The sequence below is a fragment of the Streptomyces griseomycini genome (genome assembly GCF_014203535.1).
Taxonomy (GTDB): Bacteria; Actinomycetota; Actinomycetes; order Streptomycetales; family Streptomycetaceae; genus Streptomyces; species Streptomyces griseomycini.
Genome location: NZ_JACHJI010000007.1, coordinates 125324 through 149978, shown reverse-complemented (window position 1 = coordinate 149978; position 24655 = coordinate 125324). Strand labels below are relative to the sequence as shown.

Below are 24655 nucleotides of genomic sequence, written 5' to 3'. Positions count from 1 at the left end.
CCCCTTCTCCCTTCCCGTCACCCCCCACCGCACCCCCGTCCCCTCTTCCGCCCACCCCGCTGCACGGGCGATACGCGTGCGAAGGAGCCCGCGATGAGCGACATGATCACCGCGGACCTGGTCGACCTCGACCTGTCCGCCGACACCAAGGAAGCGGCGGCGCGCGCCCTCGCCGCACGCATGGTGGCCCTGGGCCGGGTGACCGACCTGGAGGGCTTCCTCGCCGACGTCGCCGCCCGCGAGGCCCAGATGCCGACCGGCCTCGACGGAGGCATCGGCATCCCGCACTGCCGCAGCGAGCACGTCACCGAGCCGACGCTCGCCTTCGGGCGCAGCGCCGCCGGGATCGACTTCGGCGCGGCGGACGGCCCCGCCGACCTGATCTTCCTCATCGCCGCACCGGCCGGTGCCGACGACGCCCATCTGACGATCCTGTCGTCGCTGGCCCGGCAGCTGATGAACACCGAGTTCACCGACGCGCTCAGGGCGGTGGACGACGCGTCGGCCGCGGCGGCGCTCATCCGCGGGGACGAGCCGCCCGCGGCCGGCGGAAGCACCGCCGCGGACGCGGCGGCGACGCCGGCGACAGCGGCCGGGAACGACTCCGGCTCGGGCCCGGGCTCCGACACGGGCCCGGGCTCCGACACGGGCCCGGGCTCCGACACGGGCTCGGACTCGGACCCGGGCTCCGGATCCGCAGACTCCGTGGCGGCACCGGCGGCGGCCTCCGCCGGTGCCGTCACGGGCACCGGCGACGCCGGGACCGGTGCGGACCGCCCGTTCCGGATCGTCGCCGTCACCTCCTGCCCCACCGGCATCGCCCACACCTACATGGCGGCCGAGTCACTGGAGAACGCCGGACGGGAGGCGGGCGTCGAGGTCGTCGTCGAGACGCAGGGCTCGGCCGGGTTCACCCGGCTCGACCCGGCCGTGATCGCGGCGGCGGACGGCGTGATCCTCGCCCACGACGTCCCCGTACGGGAGAAGGACCGCTTCGCGGGCAAGCCGACCGTCGACACCGGGGTCAAGGCGGCCATCAACCGCCCCGCCGAACTGATCACCGAGGTCCGCGGCAGGGCCGAACGCGGCGAGAGCACCGCGGCCGCCGCGACCGACGCGTCCGGCGGTACGCCCGTGGAGCGCACCGGCGGATCCGGCGAGGGCTACGGCACCAAGCTGCGCACCTGGCTCATGTCCGGCGTCAGCTACATGGTCCCGTTCGTCGCGGCGGGCGGCCTCCTCATCGCCCTCGGCTTCGCGATCGGCGGCTACGAGATCAACAAGGCGCCGTCGGTCATGGACCACTTCGTGTGGACCCAGGCCGACAGCTGGGGCGCCCTGCTCTTCCAGATCGGCGGCGTCGCCTTCGGCTTCCTCGTCCCGGTCCTGGCCGGCTACATCGCCTACGGCATGGCCGACCGGCCCGGCCTCGTCCCCGGCTTCGTCGGCGGCGCGATCTCGCTCACCGTCAACGCCGGCTTCCTCGGCGGCCTCGCGGCCGGCCTGCTCGCCGGTGGCGTGGTGCTCGCGATCCAGAAGGCGCGCATCCCGACGGCGCTGCGCGGCATCATGCCGGTGGTGGTGATCCCGCTGATCTCCTCGGCGGTCGTCGGCTTCCTGATGTTCGTGGTCATCGGCAAGCCCATCGCCGAGGCGCAGAAGGCCATGACCGACTGGCTGAACGGCCTCAGCGGCGCCAACGCCGTCCTGCTCGGCGCCCTGCTCGGCCTGATGATGTGCTTCGACCTCGGCGGCCCCCTCAACAAGGTCGCGTACACCTTCGCCACGGCCGGTATCGCCGTCGCGAGCCCCAGCGACTCCGCGATGAAGATCATGGCCGCGGTGATGGCGGCCGGCATGGTCCCGCCGCTGGCGATGGCCCTGGCCACCACGGTCCGCGGCAAGCTCTTCGACCGGACCGAGCGGGAGAACGGCAAGGCCGCCTGGGTGCTGGGCGCCTCCTTCATCTCCGAGGGCGCGATCCCGTTCGCCGCCGCCGACCCGCTGCGCGTGATCCCCGCCTCGATGGCGGGCGGCGCGGTCACCGGCGCCCTGTCCATGGCCTTCGGCGCCACGCTGCGCGCCCCGCACGGCGGCGTCTTCGTGGTCCCGCTGATCGGCAACCCGCTCCTCTACCTGGTCGCCATCGCCGCGGGCGTCTGCGTCACGGCGGCCCTGGTGCTCGTCCTGAAGGGCCTGCGCAAGCCGGCCGCGGGAGCGGGCACGGCCGGTCCCGGCGAGGGCGCACCGGCCTCACCGGCGCAGGCGGAGCAGCCGGTGGCCGCGTAGGGCGTCCCGACGGAGCGACGGCGGATTGCTCCTTTGGGGGCATGTGGGCGATTCATGCCGACTGCGAGATAGATCACTCTCCTCACGGTCCGGGGTCACGACCCCGGACCGTGGTGTGTACTGGGGCGCATGTCTGAGCACGACACGATCCTGAGGACGACGGGCACCGCCGCCCTCACCCTGGTGGCCGTGGCCTGCGTGGCGGGCCTGGCGGAGGCGCTGCGGCGCGGACGCGGACGTGCGCGCGCCGAGGCCGCCCGACGGCACGGACACCACGGACACGGACGCCACGGAAGCGCACCGGTCCCCGCGACTCCGGCGCCCCCGGCGGTTCCGGTGATACCGAGACAGCGGCAGACGGGTCCGCGCGCGGAGACGGTGCGGCTCACCCCGGCGGAACGCGACGCGTTCGCGGGGCTGGTGCGGCGCTTCGGCGAGAGCGGCTGAGCGTCTCCGCCCGCACCGTCAGGGAACCTGCGCCGCCCGCCGCTCCATCGCGTCCCGGGCCGCGTCCTCGTCGACGTACACCTCGCACATGTGCCGTCCGTCCGGCGTGGCCGTGTGCTCGACCTCCCACAGGGAGACCTCCCTGCCGTCACGCAGCAGGAACGCGTGCTCGTAGAGCGAGAAGCACAGCGCCGAGCGCCTTGCTTGGGACGGACGGCCGAAGGCCTGCGTGATCTGGTACGCGAACGCCGTGGCCAGCAGCTCGGCCGTCTCCGGACCCGGCCGGTCGAGGTTCTCCGCGCGCCGCAGTAAGCGGCGCGCGTGATCCGCCGAGCCGTCGGGTACGTACACGTGCCGGGGCGCGGGCACCGGGGGGAGCTGCACCGTCACCGGCAGCTCGAAGTCCGGGGCGTCCGGCGGCAGCGGCAGCCGGGAGGTGGCGGTGCGCAGCTCCTCCTCGTCGACGTACAGCTCGTGCTGCGGCTCGCTGCCCGGCGCGGTGTTGTGGACGAGCTCCCAGAGCGTGAGCGCGGAGCCGTCGGCGAGCAGCCAGGTGTGCCGGTACGTCTCCCGGTGCAGTCCCGCGCTGTGGTGCGCGGAGTGCAGCGAACCGTCGTGCGCGAGCGCGCAGTCCAGCCGCCGCATCGTCTCGTCCGGCAGCTCGAAGGAGTTCAGGGCGCGGCCGAGGAGTCGCGCGAGGTGCTCCTCCGGAGACTCGGGCGAGTCGGGTGCTTCGTACGCTGCCGTCTCGTACGGAACGCTCAAGGTTTCTCCCGGCGTCGCTGCATGTCACCTTGTGGGTGCATACCGTAGCCCTTCGGCCGGACATCATGTCCGGGAACCGAGAAAACGTACGGAGACAAAACGAGCGGGCCGCGTGAAAGATTCCCACGCGGCCCGAACCGGCCCCCCGAAGAGCCCGCTCAGCCGGTACGCCGTCACCGGCCGCTCAGACGGCGCTGCCCGCCACCCACTGGCTCCACTCCATGTTCCAGCCGTTGAGGCCGTTGTCCGGCGCCACCGTGCTGTCGGGGGAGTTCTTCACGATCACGACGTCCCCGAGCAGGGAGTTGTCGTAGAACCACTTGCCGGGGGTGTCGCCCCGGGCGCCCTGCACGTCCTGCAGACCGACGCAGCCGTGGCTGGTGCCCTGTCGGCCGAAGGGCGGATTGCCCTTGTTGTACCAGTAGTTGCCGTGGATGAAGGTGCCGGACCTGGTCAGCCGCATCGCGTGCGGCACGTCCGGGATGTCGTACTCGGAGCCCAGCCCGACCGTCTGGCTGTTCATCCGGGTCTCGGTGAACTTCTGGGAGATCACCATCTGCCCGTTGTACGTGGTGTGCTGCGCGTCGCCCGCCGAGATCGGGACGGACCTGATCGTCCTCCCGTCCCGCACGACCGTCATGGTCTGGGTGGCGGCGTCGACCGTGGAGACCTGTGAACGCCCGACGGTGAAGGTCACCGTCTTCTTCTGCACCCCGTGGACGCCGTTCGCGCCCTCGACGCCGTCCAGGTCGATCCTCATCGTGACCTTGGAGCCGGCCTTCCAGTACTCCTGGGGCCGGAAGTCCAGCCGCTGTGCGTCGAACCAGTGCCCGACCACCTTCTGCCCGCTGCTGGAGGTGACGGTGATGCGCGACTGCACGGCCTTCTTGTCGGTGATGGCCTTGTCGAAGGTGAACGACACCGGCATCCCCACCCCGACCGTGGTGCCGTCGTCCGGCGTGTACGTGCCGATGAAGCTGTTCGCCGGGGTGACGGTGGTGAAGGTGGAATCGGCCGCCGAGGTACGGCCGTCGCCGTTCTCCGCCGCCGCCGATATCCGGTACTTCGTCCCGCGCTCCAGCTGCTCCTTCGGCTTCCAGGCGCGCCCGTCGGCGGAGAGCGAACCCGGTACCGCCTCTCCCGTCTCCGCCACCGTCATCCTCACCTCCGTCAGTCGGCCGCCGCTGACCTTCACCCCGGTGGTGTTGATGGACGCACCGGTCGAACCGTCCTTCGCCGAGATGGCTATCTCCGCGACGGACGTCTTCGCGGAGCCCTTGCCGCTCTTGCCGTCGTCCTCCCCACCGGCGTTCGCGCTGCCGCTGCACGCGGTGAGGGTGAAGGTGCCGACCACCAGGGCGGCACAGGCCACCAGTGCGCGCCGCGCTGCAATGTCCGGCGTTGTCACGGGCTGCTCCAGGTTCGAGTGATGTGGGTGATCCGCTCCGATTACGTGAGGGAAGAGGGGAGTGACCCCCACCTGGGTTCCACCGACCGCCGTGAACGGCTGCACGGTGACAGAACCGGGACAATCGCCTGCTCGGAACCCGGAGCCGGGAGGAGACCCGCCGGGGGCGGGGCCCGCCCCCGCCCCCTCCCCGCCCCTCCCGGCCCCACCCGTCAACCCGTGCCGTACAGCTCCCCGTACGACGGCCACGATCCGCCCGGGCCGTCCACCGACCCGGCGGCGCGCACCGCCCGTACGATCGCGCGGGTCACCAGGTCCGCGCCCGTCGCGAGGACGTCGTTCAGGGCGAGGGGGTCCGCCGCGTCGAGCGGGCGCGCCCCCGTGGCGAGGGCGAACACCGTGTCGCCGTCGTTGAGCAGGTGCACCGGGCGTACGGCGCGCGCGATGCCGTCGTGCGCGGTGCCGGCCAGCTTCTGTGCCTGTGCCTTGGACAGGTCCGCGTCGGTCGCGACCACCGCGAGCGTGGTGTTGAGCGGGGGCCGCACGTTCCGCCCGGACAGCTCCGCGAGCCGCCGCAGCGCGGCCTCGTGCACCCGCGCCTCCGGGTAGCGCACCCGTCCCTGGAACAACTCCCCGTACAGCACCCCCGTTTCCGGATCCACCGCCGACCCCGCCGCGTTGGCCACCACCAGCGCGGCCACGGTGATCCCGGACTCCAGCACCGTGCTCGCGGTGCCGATCCCGCCCTTCACCGGCCCGACCGTGGCCCCCGTGCCGGCACCCACGCACCCCTGCGGTACCCGTGCCCCCGGTCCGCTCGCCGCGGCCGCCTCGACCGCGGCCCGACCGGTGGCCGCGTCGGGCCGGGCCCGGAAGTCGCCGCCCCGGCCCAGATCGAAGACACAGGCGGCCGGTACGACCGGCACCACGTGCGCGGGATCCGGCCCGACGCGCACTCCGCGCCCCCGCTCCTCCAGCCAGGCCATCACCCCGGACGCCGCGTCGAGCCCGTAGGCGCTGCCCCCGGTCAGCACGATCGCCTCGACCTTCCGCACGACGTTGCGCGGATCGAGCGCGTCGGTCTCCTTCGTGCCGGGGCCACCGCCGCGCACGTCCACCGCGGCCACCGCCCCGCCCTCCGGCGCGAGTACGACCGTGGTGCCGGTGAGCCACCCGCCGCCGGTGCGCGTCGCGTGCCCCACGCGCACGCCGGCCACATCTGTCAGAGCGTCATGTGCCATGGCGCCAGTGTCGTCCAGTCACCGCGTCGACCCGGCGTCCCCGGCCGGCAGGAGAACGGACGGGGACCGATGAGTTCTTCCGCCGCCCGGGGTCTGTCATGGCGGACGATGTCCAGCAGCCGTGGAACCGGCCGGCACGAGCATCGGCCGGACCGGCTGGGAACCAGCCACGAGACACCGGGAGACCTCAGTATGCGCACCCTGATCAGCACCGCCTTCGTCTCGCTCGACGGCGTCGTGGAAGCCCCTGGTGGCGAGCCCGGTTACCGGAACTCGGGGTGGACGTTCAAGGACGTGGAGTTCCTCCCGGAGGCGTACGAGATCAAGGACCGGGAGCAGAAGGAAGCCACCGCGATGTTGCTGGGCCGCGTCAGCTACGAGGCGTTCAGCCCGGTCTGGCCGGGCATGGAGGAGTTCGCCGACTACAAGGTGATGCCGAAGTACGTCGTGTCGACCACCCTCACCGAGGACGCCCTGGCCCCCGACTGGGGTGAGACCACGATCCTGCGCTCGCTCGACGAGGTCGCCGCGCTGAAGGAGACCGAGGGCGGCCCGATCATCGTCCACGGCAGCGCCACCCTCAACCGGAACCTGTCGGACGCCGGCCTGATCGACCGTTACCACCTGCTCGTCTTCCCGCTCCTGCTCGGCGCGGGCAAGCGTCTGTTCAGCGGCACGGACAAGGACGCCCAGAAGCTGAAGCTCGTCGAGCACGAGGCGTACGCCAACGGCATCCAGAAGAACGTCTTCGACGTCGTCCGCTGACGACGCTCCGGCGCCTCCCGGCCTGCCGCGGCGCGGTGTGACCGCGCCGCGGGGCCGCCCGGGCCGCCGCCTGCCGATCCGGGCCGGCCGCCCGACGGGGAGCCGTACCCTGGAGCCATGAGCACCGCCCCCGAGCCCCGGCCGCGCGAGCCGAAGCCCGCGCTGGTCTTCGACGACCCGCTGGACCAGCAGTCCCCGGACGACACGGACCGCGGGTGGGGCGAGCGCCCGTCCGGTGACAGCGTCTCCGACCTGAAGCGCTTCCTCGACGAGAAGCCGCCCCACCACCTCTGACCCGCCCTCCGACGGAGCGCCCTACCGCTCGCCGTGGCCCGGGCCGCGCTGCGACACGAGGGCGTCGCGGATCTCCTTGAGCACTTCCAGCTCGGACACCTCGACGACCTCCTCCGCGCCCTCCTTCGCCTTCCTGCGGGCCTCCAGACGGGCCAGGTACTTCGCCATGGGCAGGACCATCAGGAAGTAGACGACCGCCGCGGTGATCAGGAACTGCAGCGTCGCGCCGAGGACGGAACCCCACAGGATCCGCACGCCCGTCGCGGCGTCCCCGGTGCCCTCGCACGGACCCTTCAGGCACGAGCTGTAGCTGTCCAGGTCCTTGGTGCCGAACGCACCCACCAGCGGATTGATGACGCCCTTCACGACCGCGTTGACGATGTTGGTGAAGGCGGCGCCGATGACCACCGCCACGGCCAGGTCGACGACGTTCCCGCGCATCAGGAAGGCCTTGAAGCCCTGCCAGACGCTCGTCCTCTCCTTGTCGCTCACTTCGGGGTCCCATTTCTCGTGCGTAAGGTGCGGAAGAAAACGCTCCGCAACCTACGTCACGGCGGTGCCGGCCTGTCCAGCCGCGCCGCGTCAGCACAGGGCCACCGCCAGCCGCGCCGTGGCGCTCGCGCCGACCAGTTCGGCCGCGGTGGAGCGCGGTACCGACAGCACCACCAGGGCCCCGCCGTCGCCCGCGTCCCCCGGCGGTTCCGGCACCTCGGCCACCCGCGCCCCGCGCGCGATCACGCGGGCCGTACCGCCGGACACCGTCTCCTCGGCGGCGATCACGTCCACCCGGTCGCCCGGCCGCAGCAGCCGTACCGCGGCCGCGTCGGCGATCCGCACCGGTGCCGTGACCGTCTCCCCCGCCCGCCGGGTCCGTACCGGACGGTCCCCGGTGGCCGCCGAGGTCGCGCGGGCGGACGCGGAGCCGCCGGGATGCCCGCGGGACCGGTCGGTGTCCCGGGGGCCCGCCGCCACGAGTGCCGCCGCCGTGACCGCGAGGCCGACCGCCACGGCCCGCCTCCGGTGCCGGGCGAGCCGGCCCGGGTGCAGCAGACCGCCGCGCACCCGCACGGGGGCGAAGTGCGGCACCTCGCAGCGGGGAGGGACGTCGGCGCCGGGAGGGCGCGGCACCACGGGAGAGGGAGCGGGGGAGGGGGAGTGGGAGGAGGGGAGCGTGGACGGACGGAAGGACACGGGACCACCGCCTGAGACGAGGGATCGGCTTGTGACCCCCACGATGAGGCCCCGCGCCGTGCCCCGCCGGGCCCTGTGGACGCACGGCCGGCCTGTGGACATCTTCCTCACCCGAAGGAGAGGCCCCGCCCGCCGGCCACGCGGCCACGCCGCCCCACGCACTACGGCAGCGCGAACCCCGGGTCCATCCCGCCCAGCGCCGACGCGCACAGGCAGTCCCGCCCGTCCGCCGCCGGCAGTGCGGCCACCGCGTCGAAGAGCACGCCCCGCAGCCGGCCCACGTTGGCGGCGAACACCCGCAGCACCTCGTCGTGGGAGACGCCCTCCCCGGTCTCGGCGCCGGCGTCGAGGTCGGTGACCAGGGTCAGGGAGGTGTAGCAGAGCTCCAGCTCGCGGGCGAGCGCCGCCTCCGGATGGCCGGTCATGCCCACCACCGACCAGCCCTGCGCCCGGTGCCACGACGACTCGGCACGGGTGGAGAAGCGCGGCCCCTCCACCACGACCAGCGTGCCGCCGTCCACCGGCTCCCAGTCCCGGCCGCGCGCCGCCTTCAGCGCGGCCGTGCGCCCGGTGGGGCAGTAGGGGTCGGCCAGGGACACGTGGACCACGTTCGGCACCGTGCCGTCGGGCAGCGGCAGCCCGTCGAAGTACGTGTTCGCCCGGGACTTCGTACGGTCCACGAGCTGGTCCGGCACCAGCAGCGTGCCCGGCCCGTACTCGGGGCGCAGACCGCCCACCGCGCACGGCCCGAGCACCTGGCGCACCCCGACCGACCGGAGCGCCCACAGGTTGGCCCGGTAGTTGATCCGGTGCGGCGGCAGATGGTGGCCGCGCCCGTGCCGGGGGAGGAAGGCGACCCGCCGGCCGGCCACCTCGCCGAGGAAGAGGGAGTCACTGGGGGCACCGTACGGGGTGTCCACCCGGACCTCGGTCACGTCGTCGAGGAAGGAGTAGAAACCGGAGCCGCCGATCACACCGATCTCGGCCGTCGCCATGTTCGCCATGCTCCGCACCCTAACCGCACCCGGGGACGCCGAGGACCCCGTCGCCGGACGGCGACGGGGTCCCGCGACGGGGTCTTGTGGGAATGCGGCCCTACGCGGCGGTGGTGGCGCCGGTCGACGAGCTCGAGCTGGAGCTCGAGCCGGAGTCCGAGGACGACGAGGAAGACGTCGACGACGAGGAGGAGCCCGACGGCTTCGACGACGCCGGGGAGCTGCTCGACGAGGAGCCGCGGCTGTCGTTGCGGTAGAAGCCGGAGCCCTTGAAGACGATGCCGACCGCCGAGAACACCTTCTTCAGGCGACCCTTGCAGCTGGGGCACTCGGTCAGAGCGTCATCGGTGAACTTCTGCACCGCCTCGAGGCCCTCGCCGCACTCGGTGCACTGGTACTGGTAGGTGGGCACTGTCTTCCTCCTGGCACTCTCACTCGATGAGTGCTAACGACGGTCAATACTGACCTATTCCCTGCGTTCAGTCCACTGCGACGGGGGAGCGGTGACCCATGCCACGTGCGACCGTGCGCCCGCGCGGGGCCGGCACCAGCCGTGACCGGAGCGCCAGCAGGGTCGCGAGGGCGAGCACCGTGCCGCCCATCGGCACCAGGAAACCGGCGCCGTCCCAGAGGCGGTCCTCCAGCTGTCCGGCGACCGTGACGGCGGCGGCCTGGCCGAGCGCGACCGCACCGGTCAGCCAGGTGAAGGCCTCGGTGCGGGCGCCGGCCGGGACCAGGCTCTCCACCAGGGTGTAGCCGGTGATCAGGGCCGGCGCGATGCACATGCCGACCAGGAGGCCGAGCCCGCCCAGCAGCAGCGCCGACTGGGCGGTCCACAGGACCGAGGCGGTCAGCGCGAGCGCCGCGTACCCGACGACCAGGCGCCGCTGCGGCGCGGCCTTCCAGGCGATGGCCCCGCAGGCGATGCCGGAGAGCATGTTGCCCGCGGCGAAGACGCCGTACAGGACGCCGTTCAGACCGGGCTCGCCGATCGACTCGGTGAACGCGGCCAGCGAGACCTGCATGCCGCCGAAGACGGAACCGATGCCCAGGAAGGTCACGATCAGCACGCGCACGCCGGGGACGCGCAGGGCGGAGACGTGCTCCACGCGCGCGTGCCCGTCGCCGTCGGCGGCGACCTTCGGCTGCGTGCCCCGCTGGGCGGCGAACAGCAGACCGCCGATCAGGGTCAGCGCGGCCTCGGTGACGAGGCCCGCGGCCGGGTCGACGGCCGTGCACAGGGCGGTGGCCAGCAGCGGCCCGACGACGAAGGTGAACTCGTCGGTGACGGACTCGAAGGCCGCCGCCGTGGTCATCAGCGGGGAGCCCTTGAGCTTCACGCCCCAGCGGGCGCGCACCATGGGTCCGACCTGCGGCACCGAGGCGCCCGTGGGCACGGCGGCGGCGAACAGCGCCCACAGGGGGGCGTCGTTCAGGGCCAGCGCGGTCAGGGCCAGCCCGGACAGGGTGTGCACCAGGACGCCGGGCACGAGGACCGCGCGCTGCCCGTGGCGGTCGGCCAGGCGGCCGCTGTAGGGGGCGAACAGCGCCATGGAGACGCCGGTGACGGCCGCGACGGCGCCGGCCGCGCCGTAGGAGCCGGTGGTGTGCTGCACCAGCAGCACGATGGAGAGGGTCAGCATCGCGAACGGCTGGCGTGCCGCGAAGCCGGGGAGCAGGAAGGTCCAGGCGCCGCGTGTGCGCAGCAGCTGTCCGTATCCCGGGCGGGAGGTGGCCGCCGAGTCCTTCGACGGGGTGACCGTGGATGCCACGGCCCGTGCCTTTCTGCCGCCTGGTAGCGCGGCCCGCACGGGTCGGGCGGGTGCGCCGAGAGCTGTCCTCTTGCGCTGACTGCGGTAGATACCGGTGCCACAGCTCGGGGCGTTCCGGCCGCCATACGGTCGCGCCAGCTCTGCGTCAGGCAGAGTTGGTTCGATCAGGTCATCTGGGTGTCGCGTGCATCATACAGGGATCAATGGCCCGCGCACCTGTGAAAGCGAGCACCACGGGGTGCGTACGCCTGCGATCGAGGGGGATCCGGCGCAACGCACCCCTTTCGCGTCAGCGCTCCGGCTGTGCGTCGTCGGTGCCCAGCCAGCCGGCCAGCTTGCCGCCGCGGCCCACCGCGCGCAGGCGCCGTTCGGCGGCGTCCCGCACCGGGTCGGTGGCGACGACGAGCAGCTCGTCCCCGCGCCGCAGCACCGTCGTGGGCAGCGGGACGAACGACTCCCCTCCGCGCACGACGAGGGTGACGGCGGCCCCGGCGGGCAGCCGCAGCTCGGCGACCTCCACCCCGTGCATCCTCGAGCCGGCCGGGATGACGACCGACAGCAGGTGCCCGCGCAACCGCTCCAGGGGCGCCGACTCGATGCCGAGGTCGGCGGCCTCGGTGCTCCGGCCCAGGTGCAGCGTCCGGGCCAGCCAGGGCAGCGTCGGGCCCTGCACGAGGGTGTAGACGACGACCAGCACGAAGACGATGTTGAAGATCCTCTCGCTGCCCGCGACGCCCTCCACCATCGGGATCGTCGCCAGGATGATGGGCACGGCGCCGCGCAGTCCCGCCCACGACATCAGCGCCTGCTCCTGCCAGGGCACCCGGAACGGCACCAGGCACAGCACGACGCTCAGCGGGCGGGCCACCATGGTGAGCGCCAGCCCGATGACCAGCGCCGGCACGATGTCGTCGCCCAGCTCGTGCGGGGTGACCAGCAGGCCGAGCAGGACGAACATGCCGATCTGGGCGAGCCAGCCGAGCCCTTCGGCGAAGCCGCGCGTGGCGGGCCAGTGCGGCAGCTTGGCGTTGCCCAGCACCATCGAGGCGAGGTAGACGGCGAGGAAGCCGCTGCCGTGGGCGATGGCGCCCGCCGCGTAGGCGGCGACGGCGATGGCCATGACGGCGATCGGGTAGAGACCGGAGGCGGGCAGCGCCACGTGCCGCAGTCCCCAGGCGCCCAGCCAGCCCACCGCGAGCCCGATGGCGGCACCGATGGCCAGCTCCAGCGCTATCTCGCCGATCAGCACGTACCAGTGCTCGACCGGACCGGCCGTGGAGAAGGCGACGACCAGGATGACGACGGGGGCGTCGTTGAAGCCGGACTCGGCCTCCAGGGTTCCCGTCACGCGCGTGGGGAGGGGGATCCTCCGCAGCACCGAGAACACGGCCGCCGCGTCGGTCGAGGACACCACCGCGCCGATGATGAGCGCCTGCCGCCATTCCAGCCCGGTCAGGAAGTGCGCGGCCGCCGCCGTGACCCCGACGCTCACCGCGACACCGGCCAGTGCGAGCGCGGAGGCGGCGGGCAGGGCCGGTCTGATCTCGGTCCACTTGGTGCCCAGACCACCCTCGGCCAGGATCACGACCAGGGCCGCGTATCCGATGACCTGCGTCAGCTCGGCGTTGTCGAAGTGGATGTCGCCGATGCCGTCCTGGCCCATGGCGATGCCGATGCCCAGGTAGACGAGCAGGCTGGGGAGCCCGCTGCGCGAGGAGATCCGGACCGCTGCGACGGCGACGAGCAGGACGATCGAGCAGACGAGCAGGAGCTGGTTGAGGTGGTGGACAGTCAGCGGCCGTTCCCTTCCCTGGCCCATGCGCACCCGCGCGTGAGCTCACGAACATCGCTTGTGATCCGCCGCTCCCGCGGCAAACTACTTCGTTACCTTACCTAACTCTTGACGCGTTCTTGACGCTCGCCGGGGCAAGATCGAACGTCCGTCCGGGCCGGTTCGCGACTCCGCGTCAAGGACTGCGGGGCCCTGCGCCTATCGTTGCTCCAGCGCTCAGTTAAAAGCACAGCCCGACCTGCCGCTCGCGTTAGGACAGCAAGGACAGCGATGCCCACCGACACCACCGCCTCCACGGGTCAGCAGGCCACCGCCTCCACGGGTCGGCAGGCCGGCGAGTCCGGCAAGAAGAACAAGAAGAGAGGGCGTAAAGCCCGCCTGGTCGCGTTCGTCCTGGTGCTGGCCCTGATCGGCGGTGTCGCCTACGGGGCGTACTGGTCCGTCAGCACCGTGCGCGCCTCCTTCCCGCAGACCACGGGCTCGATCAAGCTCCAGGGCCTGTCGGGGCCCGTCGACGTCAAACGCGACGGCCACGGCATCCCGCAGATCTACGCCTCCTCCGACGAGGACCTGTTCATGGCGCAGGGCTACGTCCAGGCGCAGGACCGGTTCTACGAGATGGACGTGCGCCGGCACATGACCTCCGGGCGCCTGTCGGAGATGTTCGGCGGGAGCCAGGTCGACACCGACGAGTTCCTGCGCACCCTGGGCTGGGACCGGGTCGCGAAGGAGGAGTACGAGAAGAAGCTCTCCCCCGCCACGAAGAAGTACCTCCAGGCGTACGCCGAGGGCGTCAACGCCTACCTGGAGGGCAAGGAGGGCAAGGAGATCTCCCTGGAGTACGCGGCGCTGGGCTTCGTCAACGACTACAAGCCCGAGCCGTGGACCCCGGTCGACTCGGTGGCCTGGCTGAAGGCGATGGCCTGGGACCTGCGCGGCAACATGCAGGACGAGATCGACCGCGCCCTGATGACCAGCCGCCTCGGCCCGCAGCAGATCGCCGACCTGTACCCGGCGTACCCGTACGGCCGGAACAAGCCGGTGGTCCAGGAGGGCCAGTACAACGAGTTCACCGGGACCTACGAGCAGGGCGAGGACACCGGAGGCACGGGCACGGGCATAGGGACCGGCACAGGGACCGGCACCGGCACGGGCACAGGGACCGGCACCGGCACCGGCACCGGCACGGGCACAGGGACCGGCACGGGCACCGGCACCGGCGGCGCCGCCCTGGAGAGCCAGCTGGCCGGTCTCCAGCAGGTCCTGGAGGACCTCCCCACCGCCGTCGGCGTCAACGGAGACGGCATCGGCTCCAACTCCTGGGTGGTCTCCGGCGACCACACCATCACCGGCAAGCCGCTGCTCGCCAACGACCCGCACCTGTCGGCCTCGCTGCCGTCCGTCTGGTACCAGATGGGCCTGCACTGCCGCGAGGTCTCCGCCGAGTGCCAGTACGACGTCGCCGGCTACACCTTCGCCGGCCTGCCCGGGGTGATAATCGGCCACAACCAGGACATCGCCTGGGGCCTGACCAACTCCGGCGTCGACGTCACCGACCTCTACCTGGAGAAGATCACCGGCGACGGCTACCAGTACGGCGACAAGGTGGTCCCGTTCAAGACCCGCGAGGAGACCATCCGGGTCGCCGGCGGCAAGGCGCAGAAGATCGTCGTCCGCGAGACCGGCAACGGTCCCCTGCTCTCCGACCGCTCCGACGAACTCGTCAGGACCGGCAAGAAGGCCACCGTCGACAGCGCCGCCCCCGACCGGGGCGACGGCTACGGCGTCGCGCTGCGCTGGACCGCGCTGGACCCGGGCCGCACCATGGACTCCGTCTTCGCCATCAACCGCGCGAAGGACTGGGACGACTTCCGTGAGGCGGCCACCCTCTTCGAGGTGCCCTCGCAGAACCTCGTCTACGCGGACACCGAGGGCCACATCGGCTACACGCTGCCCGGGAAGATCCCCGTCCGCGCGGAGGGCCACGACGGTTCCGTCCCGGCGCCCGGCTGGGACCCCGACTACAAGTGGGCCGACTGGGTCGACCAGGACGCGCTGCCCTACGAGTACGACCCGGAGCGCGGTTACATCGTCACCGCCAACCAGGCCGTCGTCGGCAAGGACTACCCCTACACGCTGACCACCGACTGGGGCTACGGCGCCCGCAGCCAGCGGATCAACGACCTGATCCAGTCGAAGATCAAGGACGGCGGCAAGATCTCCACCGACGACATGCGGCAGATGCAGCTCGACAACTCCAGCTCCATCGCCAAGCTGCTGGTGCCCGAGCTCCTCAAGATCGACGTCGACGACAAGGACGTCCGCGAGGCGCAGAAGCTGCTGGAGGGCTGGGACTACACCCAGACCGCCGACTCGGCGGCCGCCGCCTACTTCAACTCCGTGTGGCGCAACATCCTCAAGCTCGCCTTCGGCAACAAGCTGCCCAAGGAGCTGCGGCCCAAGGGCCAGTGCCTGTGGGTCGAGCCGGTCAACACCACCGGGCCCGCGGACGAGGCCGACAAGCAGCGCGAGTGCGGGCAGCGCGACGCCGACCAGGCGCAGCCCGACGGCGGCGACCGCTGGTTCGAGGTGGTCCGCAAGCTGATGGACGACGAGGACAGCGACTGGTGGAAGACCTCCAAGGCGGGCACCCGCCCCGGCGCGGACAACCGTGACGAGCTGTTCAAGCGCGCCATGATCGACGCCCGCTGGGAGCTGACCGCCAAGCTCGGCAAGGACATCGACACCTGGAGCTGGGGCCGGCTGCACCGCCTGTTCCTGAAGAACCAGACGCTCGGCACCGAGGGTCCCGGCTTCCTGCAGTACGCCCTCAACCGCGGCCCGTGGAAGCTCGGCGGCGGCGAGGCGACGGTCAACGCGACCGGCTGGAACGCGGCCGGCGGCTACGACGTCGTGTGGGTGCCGTCCATGCGGATGGTGGTCAACCTCGGCGACCTCGACAAGTCCCGGTGGATCAACCTCACCGGCGCCTCCGGGCACGCCTACAGCGCCCACTACGTCGACCAGACGGACAAGTGGGCCGAGGGCGAACTGCTGGAGTGGTCGTTCTCGGAGAAGGCGGTCGAGGAGAGCACCGGCGACACCCTGCTGCTCGAACCCTGACCCGGCACGCCCGGCACACGGAAAGCGGCCTCCACACGTACGTGGAGGCCGCTTTCCGTGTGCCGGGTCTTCAGTCCGGGTGCCCGGGCTCAGACGCCCACCGGAAACGCCGTGCCCCCGACGGTGTCACCACCGCGTGCACCGGCCGGTCGTGCGGCTCGGCGGGGACGCGCTCGACGACCTCGGAGTCGTACAGCAGCACCACCAGCGCCGGGTGCGCGCCCGCGCGCTCCAGCCGGGCGAGGACCCGGTCGTAGGAGCCTCCGCCGCGCCCCAGGCGCATCCCGCGCGCGTCGACGGCCAGGCCCGGCAGCAGGACGGCGTCCGCCTCGGTCACGGCGTCCGGTCCGAGGCGCTCCCCGGCCGGCTCGAGGAGCGTCATCCGTCCGCCGTGCCGGACCCGCGCGAGGGAGCCCTCGCCGGTGTACCCGCCCCAGTCCAGGTCGTTGTCGGGCAGCAGGGCGGGCAGCAGTACGCGTACGCCCCGGGCGCGCAGCGCGTCCAGCAGCGCGAGCGTGCCGGGTTCGCTCCCCACGGAGACGTACGCCGCCACCGTGCGCGCGTGCGCCAGTTCGGGCAGCCCGAGCGCCTGCCGGGCCAGCGCGGTCGCGGACCCCCGCACGTCATCCGCCGTCAACTTGTTCCTCACCGCGAGGATTTCCCGCCGTAGTACTCGCTTGTCAGGATCGTTCGCGCGTTCGTTGTGTTCCAAGATTGTCCCTGCACTGTTTCAATACGCTCATATGAGCCGTAAATAACCGGAGCCACAGATTCCCCACAATGGCACCGGATAGGGTGGCGGGCATGATTCAGTCGCACCCTCGGATCAGCAAGGCTGTCATCCCCGCAGCGGGCCTGGGCACCCGGTTCCTGCCGGCCACCAAGGCCACTCCCAAGGAAATGCTGCCGGTCGTCGACAAGCCGGCGATCCAGTACGTGGTCGAAGAGGCGGTCGCCGCCGGCCTCGACGACGTCCTCATGGTCACGGGCCGCAACAAGCGCCCCCTGGAGGACCACTTCGACCGCAATTACGAGCTGGAGTCCGCCCTCGAGAAGAAGGGCGACGCCGACCGGCTCGCCAAGGTGCAGGAATCCAGTGACCTGGCCACCATGCACTACGTCCGTCAGGGTGACCCCAAGGGCCTCGGCCACGCCGTCCTGTGCGCCGCGCCGCACGTCGGCGACGAGCCCTTCGCCGTCCTCCTCGGCGACGACCTGATCGACCCGCGCGACCCCCTGCTCAAGCGGATGATCGAGGTCCAGGAGCAGCACGGCGGCAGCGTCGTCGCGCTCATGGAGGTGGCCCCCGAGCAGATCCACCTCTACGGGTCCGCCGCCGTCGAGACCACCGAGGACTCCGACGTCGTCCGGGTGTCCGGCCTGGTCGAGAAGCCCGACCCGGCCGACGCCCCCTCCAACTACGCCATCATCGGCCGCTACGTCCTCGACCCGGCCGTCTTCGGCATACTGCGGCAGACCGAGCCGGGCCGCGGCGGCGAGATCCAGCTCACCGACGCCCTCCAGCAGCTCGCCGCGGACGAGAAGGTCGGCGGCCCGGTGCACGGCGTCGTCTTCAAGGGCCGCCGGTATGACACCGGCGACCGCGGCGACTACCTGCGTGCCATTGTCCGGCTCGCGTGCGAACGTGAGGACCTGGGCCCGGACTTCCGGGCCTGGCTCCGCCGTTACGTCACCGAGGAGATGCAGGAACGTTGAGCACCGCCGCGCCCCGCACCGCAGGCCCGGACCACCTCTGGTCGGTGGACGAGCACCTGGACGACATCCTCGCCACCGTCCGCCCCCTCGAGCCCATCGAGCTGAACCTCCTCGACGCCCAGGGCTGCGTCCTGGTCGAGGACGTCACGGTGCCGGTGTCCCTGCCCCCGTTCGACAACAGTTCCATGGACGGGTACGCGGTGCGGGTCGCGGACGTCGCGGGCGCGAGCGAGCAGTACCCGGCGGCCCTCGACGTCGTCGGGGACGCCGCCGCCGGCCAGGCCGGCCTCCTCCACGTCGGTCCCGGCCAGGCGGTCCGCATCATGACCGGCGCCCCGCTCCCGCCGGGCGCCGAGACCGTCGTCCCCGTGGAGTGGACCGACGGCGGACTCGGTGAGGGGCCGGTCGCCGGGATGCGCGCCCGCAGCCTCGCCCCCGAGGGCGCCACCGGGCAGGTGTACGTCTACCGCCCGGCACCGGCACGCGCGCACGTGCGCGCCGAGGGCAGCGACGTCAAGGCCGGTGACCGCGCCCTGGCGGCCGGCACCGTCCTCGGCCCGCCGCAGATCTCCCTGCTGGCCGCGATCGGCCGCGGCACGGTCCGGGTGCGCCCGCGCCCGCGCGTGGTCGTGCTCTCCACCGGCAGCGAACTCGTCCAGCCCGGCGAGGAACTGCGCCCCGGTCAGATCTACGACTCCAACAGCTTCGCCCTCACCGCCGCCGCCCGGGACGCCGGCGCCATCGCCTACCGGGTGGGCGCCGTCGCCGACGACGCCGCGACCCTGCGGGACACCATCGAGGACCAGCTGGTGCGCGCCGACCTGATGGTCACCACGGGCGGCGTGAGCGTGGGGGCGTACGACGTCGTCAAGGAGGCGCTGTCGTACGCGGGCGACGAGGACGAGCCGGGCAGCGGCGTCGAGTTCCGCAAGCTGGCCATGCAGCCGGGCAAACCCCAGGGCTTCGGCTCCATCGGCCCCGACCACACCCCGCTGCTGGCCCTGCCCGGCAACCCGGTCTCCTCCTACGTCTCCTTCGAACTGTTCGTCCGCCCCGCCATCCGCACCCTGATGGGCCTGGAGGACGTCCACCGGCCGAGAACCCGCGCGACGCTCACCGCGGACGGGGCGCTGACCTCGCCGAAGGGCCGCCGCCAGTTCCTGCGCGGCCGGTACGCGGACGGCACGGTGACCCCGGTGGGCGGCGCCGGATCCCACCTCGTGGCGGCCCTCGCGCAGGCGGACGCGCTGATCGTCGTCCCCGAGGACGCCGAGTCCGTCGCGCCGGGCACCGAGGTCGAGGTGGTCCTGCTCGGCTGAGCGGTCCCGGTTGGCGGTACCGTGTCGCGCACAGCAGGCCCGTGCGCCGCACCGCGACGGGCCAGGACCGGGAGCGCCGAACGAGCATGACTGAGCCTTCCCGGGGGGAGACCCCCGGACCCTCCACGCAGGACCGCCTGACCCACCTCGACGAGGCGGGTGCGGCCCGTATGGTCGACGTGTCCGGCAAGGACGTGACCGCGCGCACCGCCCGCGCCACCGGCCGCGTCCTCGTCTCGCCCCGCGTGATCGAACTGCTGCGCGGCGAGGGCGTCCCCAAGGGCGACGCCCTGGCCACCGCGCGGATCGCGGGCATCATGGGCGCCAAACGCACCCCCGACCTCGTCCCGCTGTGCCACCCCCTGGCGCTGTCCGGTGTGAAACTGGACTTGTCGGTCGCGGACGACGCCGTGGAGATCGCGGCGACCGTGAGGACGACGGACCGCACGGGCGTCGAGATGGAGGCGCTCACCGCGGTCTCCGTCGCCGCGCTCACCGTGATCGACATGGTCAAGGCGGTCGACAAGGAGGCGGTCATCACGGACGTGCGGGTGGAGGAGAAGACGGGCGGCAAGTCGGGCGACTGGAGCCGGGCATGACACTCGACGCGTCGGTCGGCGGTGCGCTGCCCGCGCCGTACAGCGCCCTCGTGGTCACCGCCTCCAACCGGGCCGCCGCAGGCGTCTACGAGGACAAGGGCGGCCCGCTGGTCGCCGAGGGCCTGAAGCGCCTCGGCTTCGCCGTCGACGGCCCGCAGGTCGTCCCCGACGGCGATCCCGTGGAGGCCGCCCTGCGCGCGGGCGTCGACGCCGGGTACGACGTCGTCGTCACCACCGGCGGCACCGGCATCTCGCCCACCGACCGCACCCCCGAGGCGACCCGGCGGGTGATCGACCACGAGGTGCCCGGCATCGCGGAGGCCATCCGGGCGTACGGCCGGGAGAAGGTGCCGACGGCCGCCCTCTCCCGGGGCCTCGCGGGAGTCGCGGGCGGCACGCTGATCGTCAACCTGCCCGGGTCCGGCGGCGGGGTGAAGGACGGTCTGGCCGTCCTGGAGCCGCTGCTGAAGCACGCCGTCGACCAGCTGCGCGGCGGTGACCACCCCCGGCCGGACGCCAGTGACGGAGGTGTCAGCTGAACGGCTCCTCCTGGCCCGTCGAGCTGGTGGACGGCGACATCGTCCTCCGGCCGATAAAGCTGCGCGACCAGAAGGCCTGGCGCGAGGTCAACCGGCGCAACCGCGACTGGCTGCGGCCGTGGGAGGCGACCGTCCCGCCGCCCACGGCCACCGGTCCGATCACCCACCGGCCCACCTACCGCCAGATGGTCCGCCACCTCAGGTCCGAGGCGAACGCGGGCCGGATGCTGCCGTTCGTCATCGAGTACCAGGGACGCCTCGTCGGCCAGCTGACCGTCGCCGGGATCACCTGGGGCTCGATGTGCTCGGGGCACGTCGGCTACTGGGTGGACGAGGAGGTGGCCGGCCGCGGGGTGGTGCCGACGGCCGTCGCGATGGTCGTGGACCACTGTTTCCGCACCGTCGGACTGCACCGCATCGAGGTGTGTATTCGCCCGGAGAACGGGCCCAGCCGCAGGGTCGTGGAGAAACTCGGATTCCGCGAGGAGGGACTGCGGCCCCGCTATCTCCACATCGACGGGGCCTGGCGCGACCACCTCGTCTTCGCGCTCACGGCGGAAGAAGTGCCCGACGGTTTGCTCGGCCGCTGGCACCGGGCACGCTCCCTGCGTGAGCGGTCCGGGAACGAACTGCCCGGGGACGGGCGTTCCGGGAACGGGCTGCCCGGGAACGGGCGCCGCAACCCGGGAATACCGCACGCCCCCGGAAATTGAATATTTGTTCGAAATTGAGCGGGGGCGACCGCCTTCCGGCGTGGAATTCCCGGGTCTGGTGGCCCGCTGATCGCATCGGTCGCAAAAAAAGTTCGAAATATCAGCCAGATCGTGCGACACACCGGCTCAATTGGCGGATGGCCCCCCGCAAACCCCTCTACCGTGTGAGGCGTGAGCAGCAGCGGCCTCATCTACGCAGTCATCGTCGGGGCCTGGGCCGCCTACTTGGTGCCGATGTGGCTCCGTAGGCAGGACGAGCTGAACGAGGCCCGTCCAACGGAACGCTTCAGCACCGCCATCCGATTGCTGTCCGGACGGGCGGGCATGGAGCGCCGGTACGCCAAGGACCTGCGGGCGCGCTCCGCCGACGAGGGGGAGCAGAGCGTCCACGACCCGGACGCGGTCACCGACTCGGTGGACGTCCGGGCCTTCGCCGTGTCCCAGACCCGTCCGCAGACGCAGGTGTCCGTCCCGTCGCTCCCGGAGGAGCGGCCGGAGCCGGCCCCCGAGCAGCAGGCCGACCGGCCGCCGCGTGAGCGCGCGGACCGGCCGGGAACCGAGCCCGGCGAGGCACGCCCACGCGTGCCGGCCGCCCGGCGCGGCCCCGAGGAACGGTGGGCCCAGGACGCTCAGGGCGCGGGTGCACAGGGAGCACAGGGGGCTCGTGCGGCGCAGGCCGCGGCGGCGCGCGCCCGGCGCTCGAAGGTGCTCGCCCGTCGTCGGCGCACCACCACGCTTCTCTTCCTCGCCTTCACGCTCGGCTCGGTCGTCGCGGCGGTCGGCGGGCTCGCCTTCCTGTGGGCGCCCGGTGTGCCCGCGGTGCTGCTCAGCGCGTACATCGCGTATCTGCGCTCCCAGGAGCGCCGCCGTTTCGCGTACCACATGGACCGCCGCCAGGCCGAGATCGCCGCCCAGCGCCTGCGGGAGCGCCAGCCGCGCCGCCGTCCGGCCGTCGAGGACGCCGACGCCGACGAACCGGAGGGCCCGGAAGCCGGCGTCGCCCCCGACGCCGGCCTCGGCCTCTCCGCGCTCGCCGCGGACCGGCGCGCGCTCGTCGAGCAGACCGACCACGCGGAGTGGGTCGACCAGCAGCGCGAGCGGCAGCGCCGGCCCGGCCAGGGCGGCGACAGCTGGGACCCGGTCCCGGTGCCGCTGCCCACGTACGTGACCGCCCCGGTCGCACCGCGCGCCGCCGGGGACGTGGACCTCGGCGCACCGGACACCTGGAGCTCGGCCCGCTCCAGCGCCGTCCCGCCCGAGGAGGCGCCGGCTCCCGCCGAGGAGGCGGACCCGGACCCGGCCGGAGCGGGGGAGCGGGCGGACGAGAACGGGCGCACCGACGCACTCCCCCACGCTCGAAAGCGCTCGCGCGGGGGGACCCCCACGGCGGCGTCGGCCCGGCGGTCCCGGGAGCGCGGACGCACCCCGCTGTTCGACCAGTACGACGAGGACGGGGACCGGCCCCGGGCCGTCAACGAGTAGCCCCGAAGCCGCAGACGGCGGGCGGCCGGCAACGGATTTCCGAGCAGCCGGATCGGGATGCTAAAGTTTCACTCGTTGCAAGGGCCTGTGGCGCAGTCCGGTAGCGCACCTCGTTCGCATCGAGGGGGCCAGGGGTTCAAATCCCCTCAGGTCCACGCAGCTCAGAGCCCCGGTCGGTATCACCGACCGGGGCTCTGACACGTTGTGCGGCCACTGCTCCGGATCCCGTCGACGCACCCGTGGACGGGCGACGCCCGACCGGACGCGCACGCCCCCCGGCTCGGGATCGAGCACGGGGGGCGTCGTCTCGGCGGGCAGGAAGTCAGCCGACCGTCCACTTCTGGTCGGCGGCGCCGGTGCACGTCCGGATCTGCAGGGGGGTGCCGTCGCCGGCGGAGCCGCCCCTGGTGCTCAGGCACTTGTCCGCACCGATGTTGGTCAGGTCGCGGGCGGAGGTGTGGGTCCACTGCTGGGCCTTGGTGCCGTTGCAGGTGTAGAGCTGCACGGGCGTCCCGTCCGCGGTGGAGGCGCCGCGTACGTCGAGGCACTTGCCGAGGGCGCGTACGGTGCCGTCGGCGCCCAGGGTCCACTTCTGCGCGTCGACGCCGGTGCAGTCGTGCAGCTGGATCGGGGTCCCGTCCGCGGACGAGGCGCCGGCGACGTCGACGCACATGCCGCCGACGCCCCTGATGGCACCGGCCCGGGTGGCACCGCCGCCCCCGGAGGAGCCGCCGGAGGCGGAGACGCGCACGTAGTCGACGGTCATCGTCTGCGGGAACGCGGTGCCGGCGTTCGGGCTGCCGGGCCAGTCGCCGCCGACGGCGAGGTTGAGGATGAGGAAGAACGGGTGGTCGTAGACCCACCTGTTGCCGCCCAGGTCGGCCGGGGTGCGGGTCTGGTAGGTCTGCCCGTCGACGGACCAGGTGATCTTCTCGGGGCTCCAGTCGACCGCGAAGACGTGGAAGCCGTCGGCGAAGGCGGCGCCGTTCGGGAGCCTGTACGAGGCGCCGATGCCGCCGCCGCCCGAGTAGCCGGGGCCGTGGACGGTGCCGTGGACGGTGCCGGGCTCGTGACCGACGTTCTCCATGACGTCGATCTCACCGCTGTGGGGCCATCCGACCGTGCCCAGGTCGTCGCCGAGCATCCAGAACGCGGGCCACATGCCCTGACCGCGGGGCACCTTGATGCGCGCCTCGAAGTGGCCGTAGGCCTGGGTGAAGGTCCTGGCGGTGTTGAGGCGGGCGGAGGTGTACTGGCAGGTGCCGTACCAGCACTTCAGGTTGGGGTCGTTGTTCTTGCGGGCGGTGATGACGAGGTTGCCGTTGCCGTCGAGGGCGGCGTTGTCCCGGCTGCCGGTGTAGTACTGCAGCTCGTGGTTGCCGTTGCCGCTGCCGCCGGTCTCCAGCGTCCACTTGCCGGGGTCCGGGGCGCTGCCGGCAGGGCCGTCGAACTCGTCGGACCAGGTCAGTGCGGCGGGGGCGGGGGCGGCGTCGGCCCGGTCGGCGGACGGTCCCGCGGTGAGGAAGGTGAAGGCGGCGGTGACCGCGGTGGAGAGCAGCAGGACGGACCCGCCGAGCGACCACCGGCGTGCGCGATGCGTGGCCATGGCTGAACACACCTTGTCTGTGGGGAAGTTGCATGGGGGGTGGAGTGGGGGGATCCCGGATCCGGCGGTGGGGGAGAGAGTGGGGGAGGCCGGAACCCGAGGGGAGCCCCGATGCTACGGACGGTTGACAGCGCAACAAACTGCCCGGTTTGTGTGCCAACTGGCCCTGACCTGCGGTTACTTGACGCAGTAAGGTCCTCGGCTGATCGCTTAATGCATGCTTAAGGTCGACTTAAGCGAGCGGAGGCGGAACGGTCCGGGGCCGGGTCCGGGGACGCTGGGAGGCGGCGGGCGCGGAGCCCGGGACCGCTCCTGCTCCGCGACCCGTCAGGCCGGCGTCCCGTTCGCCTCGTCCGGCCGAGGCGCGGGGTGGCCCGGACGCTGCGGGCCGAAGGCCGCCGCGAGCAGGCCGAGCACGTGCGGAGGACGGTCGACGCCGTGCGCGCCGAACCCGTCACGGCGAGGGGGCCCCGCCCTCGGGGCGTCGACACCGGTACGGACCTTCCCTGCGGCGTGAGAGCCCGGCCGGTCCGGTCCGGCGTTCCGAAGGGCCCCCGCGTCCTCTCCCTCGGTCACGGGCACGGCCGGCCGCGCCGCAC

General features: G+C 72.6%; 22 protein-coding genes and 1 tRNA gene. 12 read left to right on the top strand and 11 right to left on the bottom strand.

Annotated features, from left to right (window positions below; all coding sequences use genetic code 11):
* Positions 1 to 93: 93 nt before the first annotated feature.
* Both FHS37_RS20905 and FHS37_RS20900 read left to right on the top strand, forming a co-directional pair.
* Entirely contained in the window at positions 94 to 2289 is a 2196-nt protein-coding gene (locus FHS37_RS20905; protein WP_184823528.1) for a PTS fructose transporter subunit IIABC, read from the top strand.
* Between the two features lie 129 nt (positions 2290 to 2418).
* On the top strand, positions 2419 to 2736 hold the full coding sequence (locus tag FHS37_RS20900) for a hypothetical protein (protein ID WP_184823527.1): 318 nt from the start codon (positions 2419 to 2421) through the stop codon (positions 2734 to 2736).
* A gap of 18 nt (positions 2737 to 2754) precedes the next feature.
* Here FHS37_RS20900 and FHS37_RS20895 read toward each other — a convergent pair whose 3' ends face one another.
* From FHS37_RS20895 to FHS37_RS20885, 3 genes are all read right to left on the bottom strand, one after another.
* Entirely contained in the window at positions 2755 to 3501 is a 747-nt protein-coding gene (locus tag FHS37_RS20895) for a DUF6227 family protein (protein WP_184823525.1), read from the bottom strand.
* 184 nt (positions 3502 to 3685) lie between these two features.
* Positions 3686 to 4909, bottom strand: coding sequence for a L,D-transpeptidase (locus FHS37_RS20890; protein ID WP_184823523.1), 1224 nt, complete (start codon positions 4907 to 4909; stop codon positions 3686 to 3688).
* A 212-nt stretch (positions 4910 to 5121) separates the two neighbouring features.
* A complete protein-coding gene (locus FHS37_RS20885) occupies positions 5122 to 6150 on the bottom strand; it encodes a P1 family peptidase (protein WP_184823521.1) in 1029 nt (342 codons plus the stop codon).
* Positions 6151 to 6342: 192 nt separating this feature from the next.
* Here FHS37_RS20885 and FHS37_RS20880 point away from each other — a divergent pair, with 192 nt between their 5' ends.
* Both FHS37_RS20880 and FHS37_RS20875 read left to right on the top strand, forming a co-directional pair.
* Entirely contained in the window at positions 6343 to 6915 is a 573-nt protein-coding gene (locus FHS37_RS20880; RefSeq protein WP_184823519.1) for a dihydrofolate reductase family protein, read from the top strand.
* A 117-nt stretch (positions 6916 to 7032) separates the two neighbouring features.
* The gene (locus tag FHS37_RS20875; RefSeq protein ID WP_184823517.1) at positions 7033 to 7209 is read left to right on the top strand and encodes a hypothetical protein; all 177 of its coding nucleotides are present in this window, start codon (positions 7033 to 7035) and stop codon (positions 7207 to 7209) included.
* A gap of 21 nt (positions 7210 to 7230) precedes the next feature.
* Here the strand turns inward: FHS37_RS20875 and FHS37_RS20870 are convergent, their stop codons facing one another.
* The 6 genes from FHS37_RS20870 to FHS37_RS20845 all read right to left on the bottom strand — a co-directional run bounded on the left by FHS37_RS20870 (position 7231) and on the right by FHS37_RS20845 (position 12986).
* Complete coding sequence (locus FHS37_RS20870; RefSeq protein WP_221500117.1) at positions 7231 to 7650, bottom strand: large conductance mechanosensitive channel protein MscL; 420 nt, start codon at positions 7648 to 7650, stop codon at positions 7231 to 7233.
* A gap of 141 nt (positions 7651 to 7791) precedes the next feature.
* On the bottom strand, positions 7792 to 8337 hold the full coding sequence (locus FHS37_RS20865) for a hypothetical protein (protein WP_184824082.1): 546 nt from the start codon (positions 8335 to 8337) through the stop codon (positions 7792 to 7794).
* 224 nt (positions 8338 to 8561) lie between these two features.
* A complete protein-coding gene (locus tag FHS37_RS20860) occupies positions 8562 to 9404 on the bottom strand; it encodes an S-methyl-5'-thioadenosine phosphorylase (RefSeq protein WP_184823513.1) in 843 nt (280 codons plus the stop codon).
* Between the two features lie 91 nt (positions 9405 to 9495).
* Positions 9496 to 9807 (bottom strand): FmdB family zinc ribbon protein, encoded by a 312-nt coding sequence (locus FHS37_RS40820; protein ID WP_184823511.1) that lies wholly within the window; start codon positions 9805 to 9807, stop codon positions 9496 to 9498.
* Between the two features lie 67 nt (positions 9808 to 9874).
* Positions 9875 to 11167 carry an MFS transporter gene (locus tag FHS37_RS20850; RefSeq protein WP_184823509.1) on the bottom strand — a complete coding sequence of 431 codons (1293 nt, stop codon included), beginning with the start codon at positions 11165 to 11167 and terminating at the stop codon, positions 9875 to 9877.
* Between the two features lie 289 nt (positions 11168 to 11456).
* On the bottom strand, positions 11457 to 12986 hold the full coding sequence (locus FHS37_RS20845) for a potassium/proton antiporter (RefSeq protein ID WP_221500074.1): 1530 nt from the start codon (positions 12984 to 12986) through the stop codon (positions 11457 to 11459).
* 243 nt (positions 12987 to 13229) lie between these two features.
* Between FHS37_RS20845 and FHS37_RS20840 the strand changes: the two genes are divergently transcribed.
* Positions 13230 to 16082 (top strand): penicillin acylase family protein, encoded by a 2853-nt coding sequence (locus FHS37_RS20840; RefSeq protein ID WP_184823505.1) that lies wholly within the window; start codon positions 13230 to 13232, stop codon positions 16080 to 16082.
* Positions 16083 to 16152: 70 nt separating this feature from the next.
* On the opposite strand, the gene FHS37_RS20835 is transcribed toward FHS37_RS20840, so the two are convergent.
* Entirely contained in the window at positions 16153 to 16794 is a 642-nt protein-coding gene (locus tag FHS37_RS20835) for a 5-formyltetrahydrofolate cyclo-ligase (protein ID WP_184823503.1), read from the bottom strand.
* 92 nt (positions 16795 to 16886) lie between these two features.
* Here FHS37_RS20835 and galU point away from each other — a divergent pair, with 92 nt between their 5' ends.
* From galU to FHS37_RS20800, 7 genes are all read left to right on the top strand, one after another.
* The gene (galU, locus tag FHS37_RS20830; protein WP_184823501.1) at positions 16887 to 17798 is read left to right on the top strand and encodes a UTP--glucose-1-phosphate uridylyltransferase GalU; all 912 of its coding nucleotides are present in this window, start codon (positions 16887 to 16889) and stop codon (positions 17796 to 17798) included.
* On the top strand, positions 17795 to 19117 hold the full coding sequence (gene glp, locus FHS37_RS20825; protein ID WP_184823499.1) for a molybdotransferase-like divisome protein Glp: 1323 nt from the start codon (positions 17795 to 17797) through the stop codon (positions 19115 to 19117). Before galU ends, glp begins: the two co-directional genes overlap by 4 nt.
* Before the next feature lie 86 nt (positions 19118 to 19203).
* Positions 19204 to 19716 (top strand): cyclic pyranopterin monophosphate synthase MoaC, encoded by a 513-nt coding sequence (moaC, locus tag FHS37_RS20820; protein ID WP_184823497.1) that lies wholly within the window; start codon positions 19204 to 19206, stop codon positions 19714 to 19716.
* Positions 19713 to 20255 (top strand): MogA/MoaB family molybdenum cofactor biosynthesis protein, encoded by a 543-nt coding sequence (locus FHS37_RS20815; RefSeq protein ID WP_184823495.1) that lies wholly within the window; start codon positions 19713 to 19715, stop codon positions 20253 to 20255. The genes moaC and FHS37_RS20815 overlap by 4 nt, the downstream gene beginning before the upstream one ends.
* A gap of 26 nt (positions 20256 to 20281) precedes the next feature.
* Complete coding sequence (locus FHS37_RS20810; protein ID WP_229889920.1) at positions 20282 to 20968, top strand: GNAT family N-acetyltransferase; 687 nt, start codon at positions 20282 to 20284, stop codon at positions 20966 to 20968.
* A gap of 171 nt (positions 20969 to 21139) precedes the next feature.
* Positions 21140 to 22450 carry a divisome protein SepX/GlpR gene (gene sepX, locus FHS37_RS20805; protein ID WP_184823493.1) on the top strand — a complete coding sequence of 437 codons (1311 nt, stop codon included), beginning with the start codon at positions 21140 to 21142 and terminating at the stop codon, positions 22448 to 22450.
* A gap of 81 nt (positions 22451 to 22531) precedes the next feature.
* Positions 22532 to 22605: transfer RNA gene (locus FHS37_RS20800), tRNA-Ala, on the top strand.
* A gap of 167 nt (positions 22606 to 22772) precedes the next feature.
* On the opposite strand, the gene FHS37_RS20795 is transcribed toward FHS37_RS20800, so the two are convergent.
* Entirely contained in the window at positions 22773 to 24056 is a 1284-nt protein-coding gene (locus tag FHS37_RS20795; RefSeq protein ID WP_184823491.1) for a glycoside hydrolase family 16 protein, read from the bottom strand.
* Between the last annotated feature and the right edge of the window lie 599 nt (positions 24057 to 24655).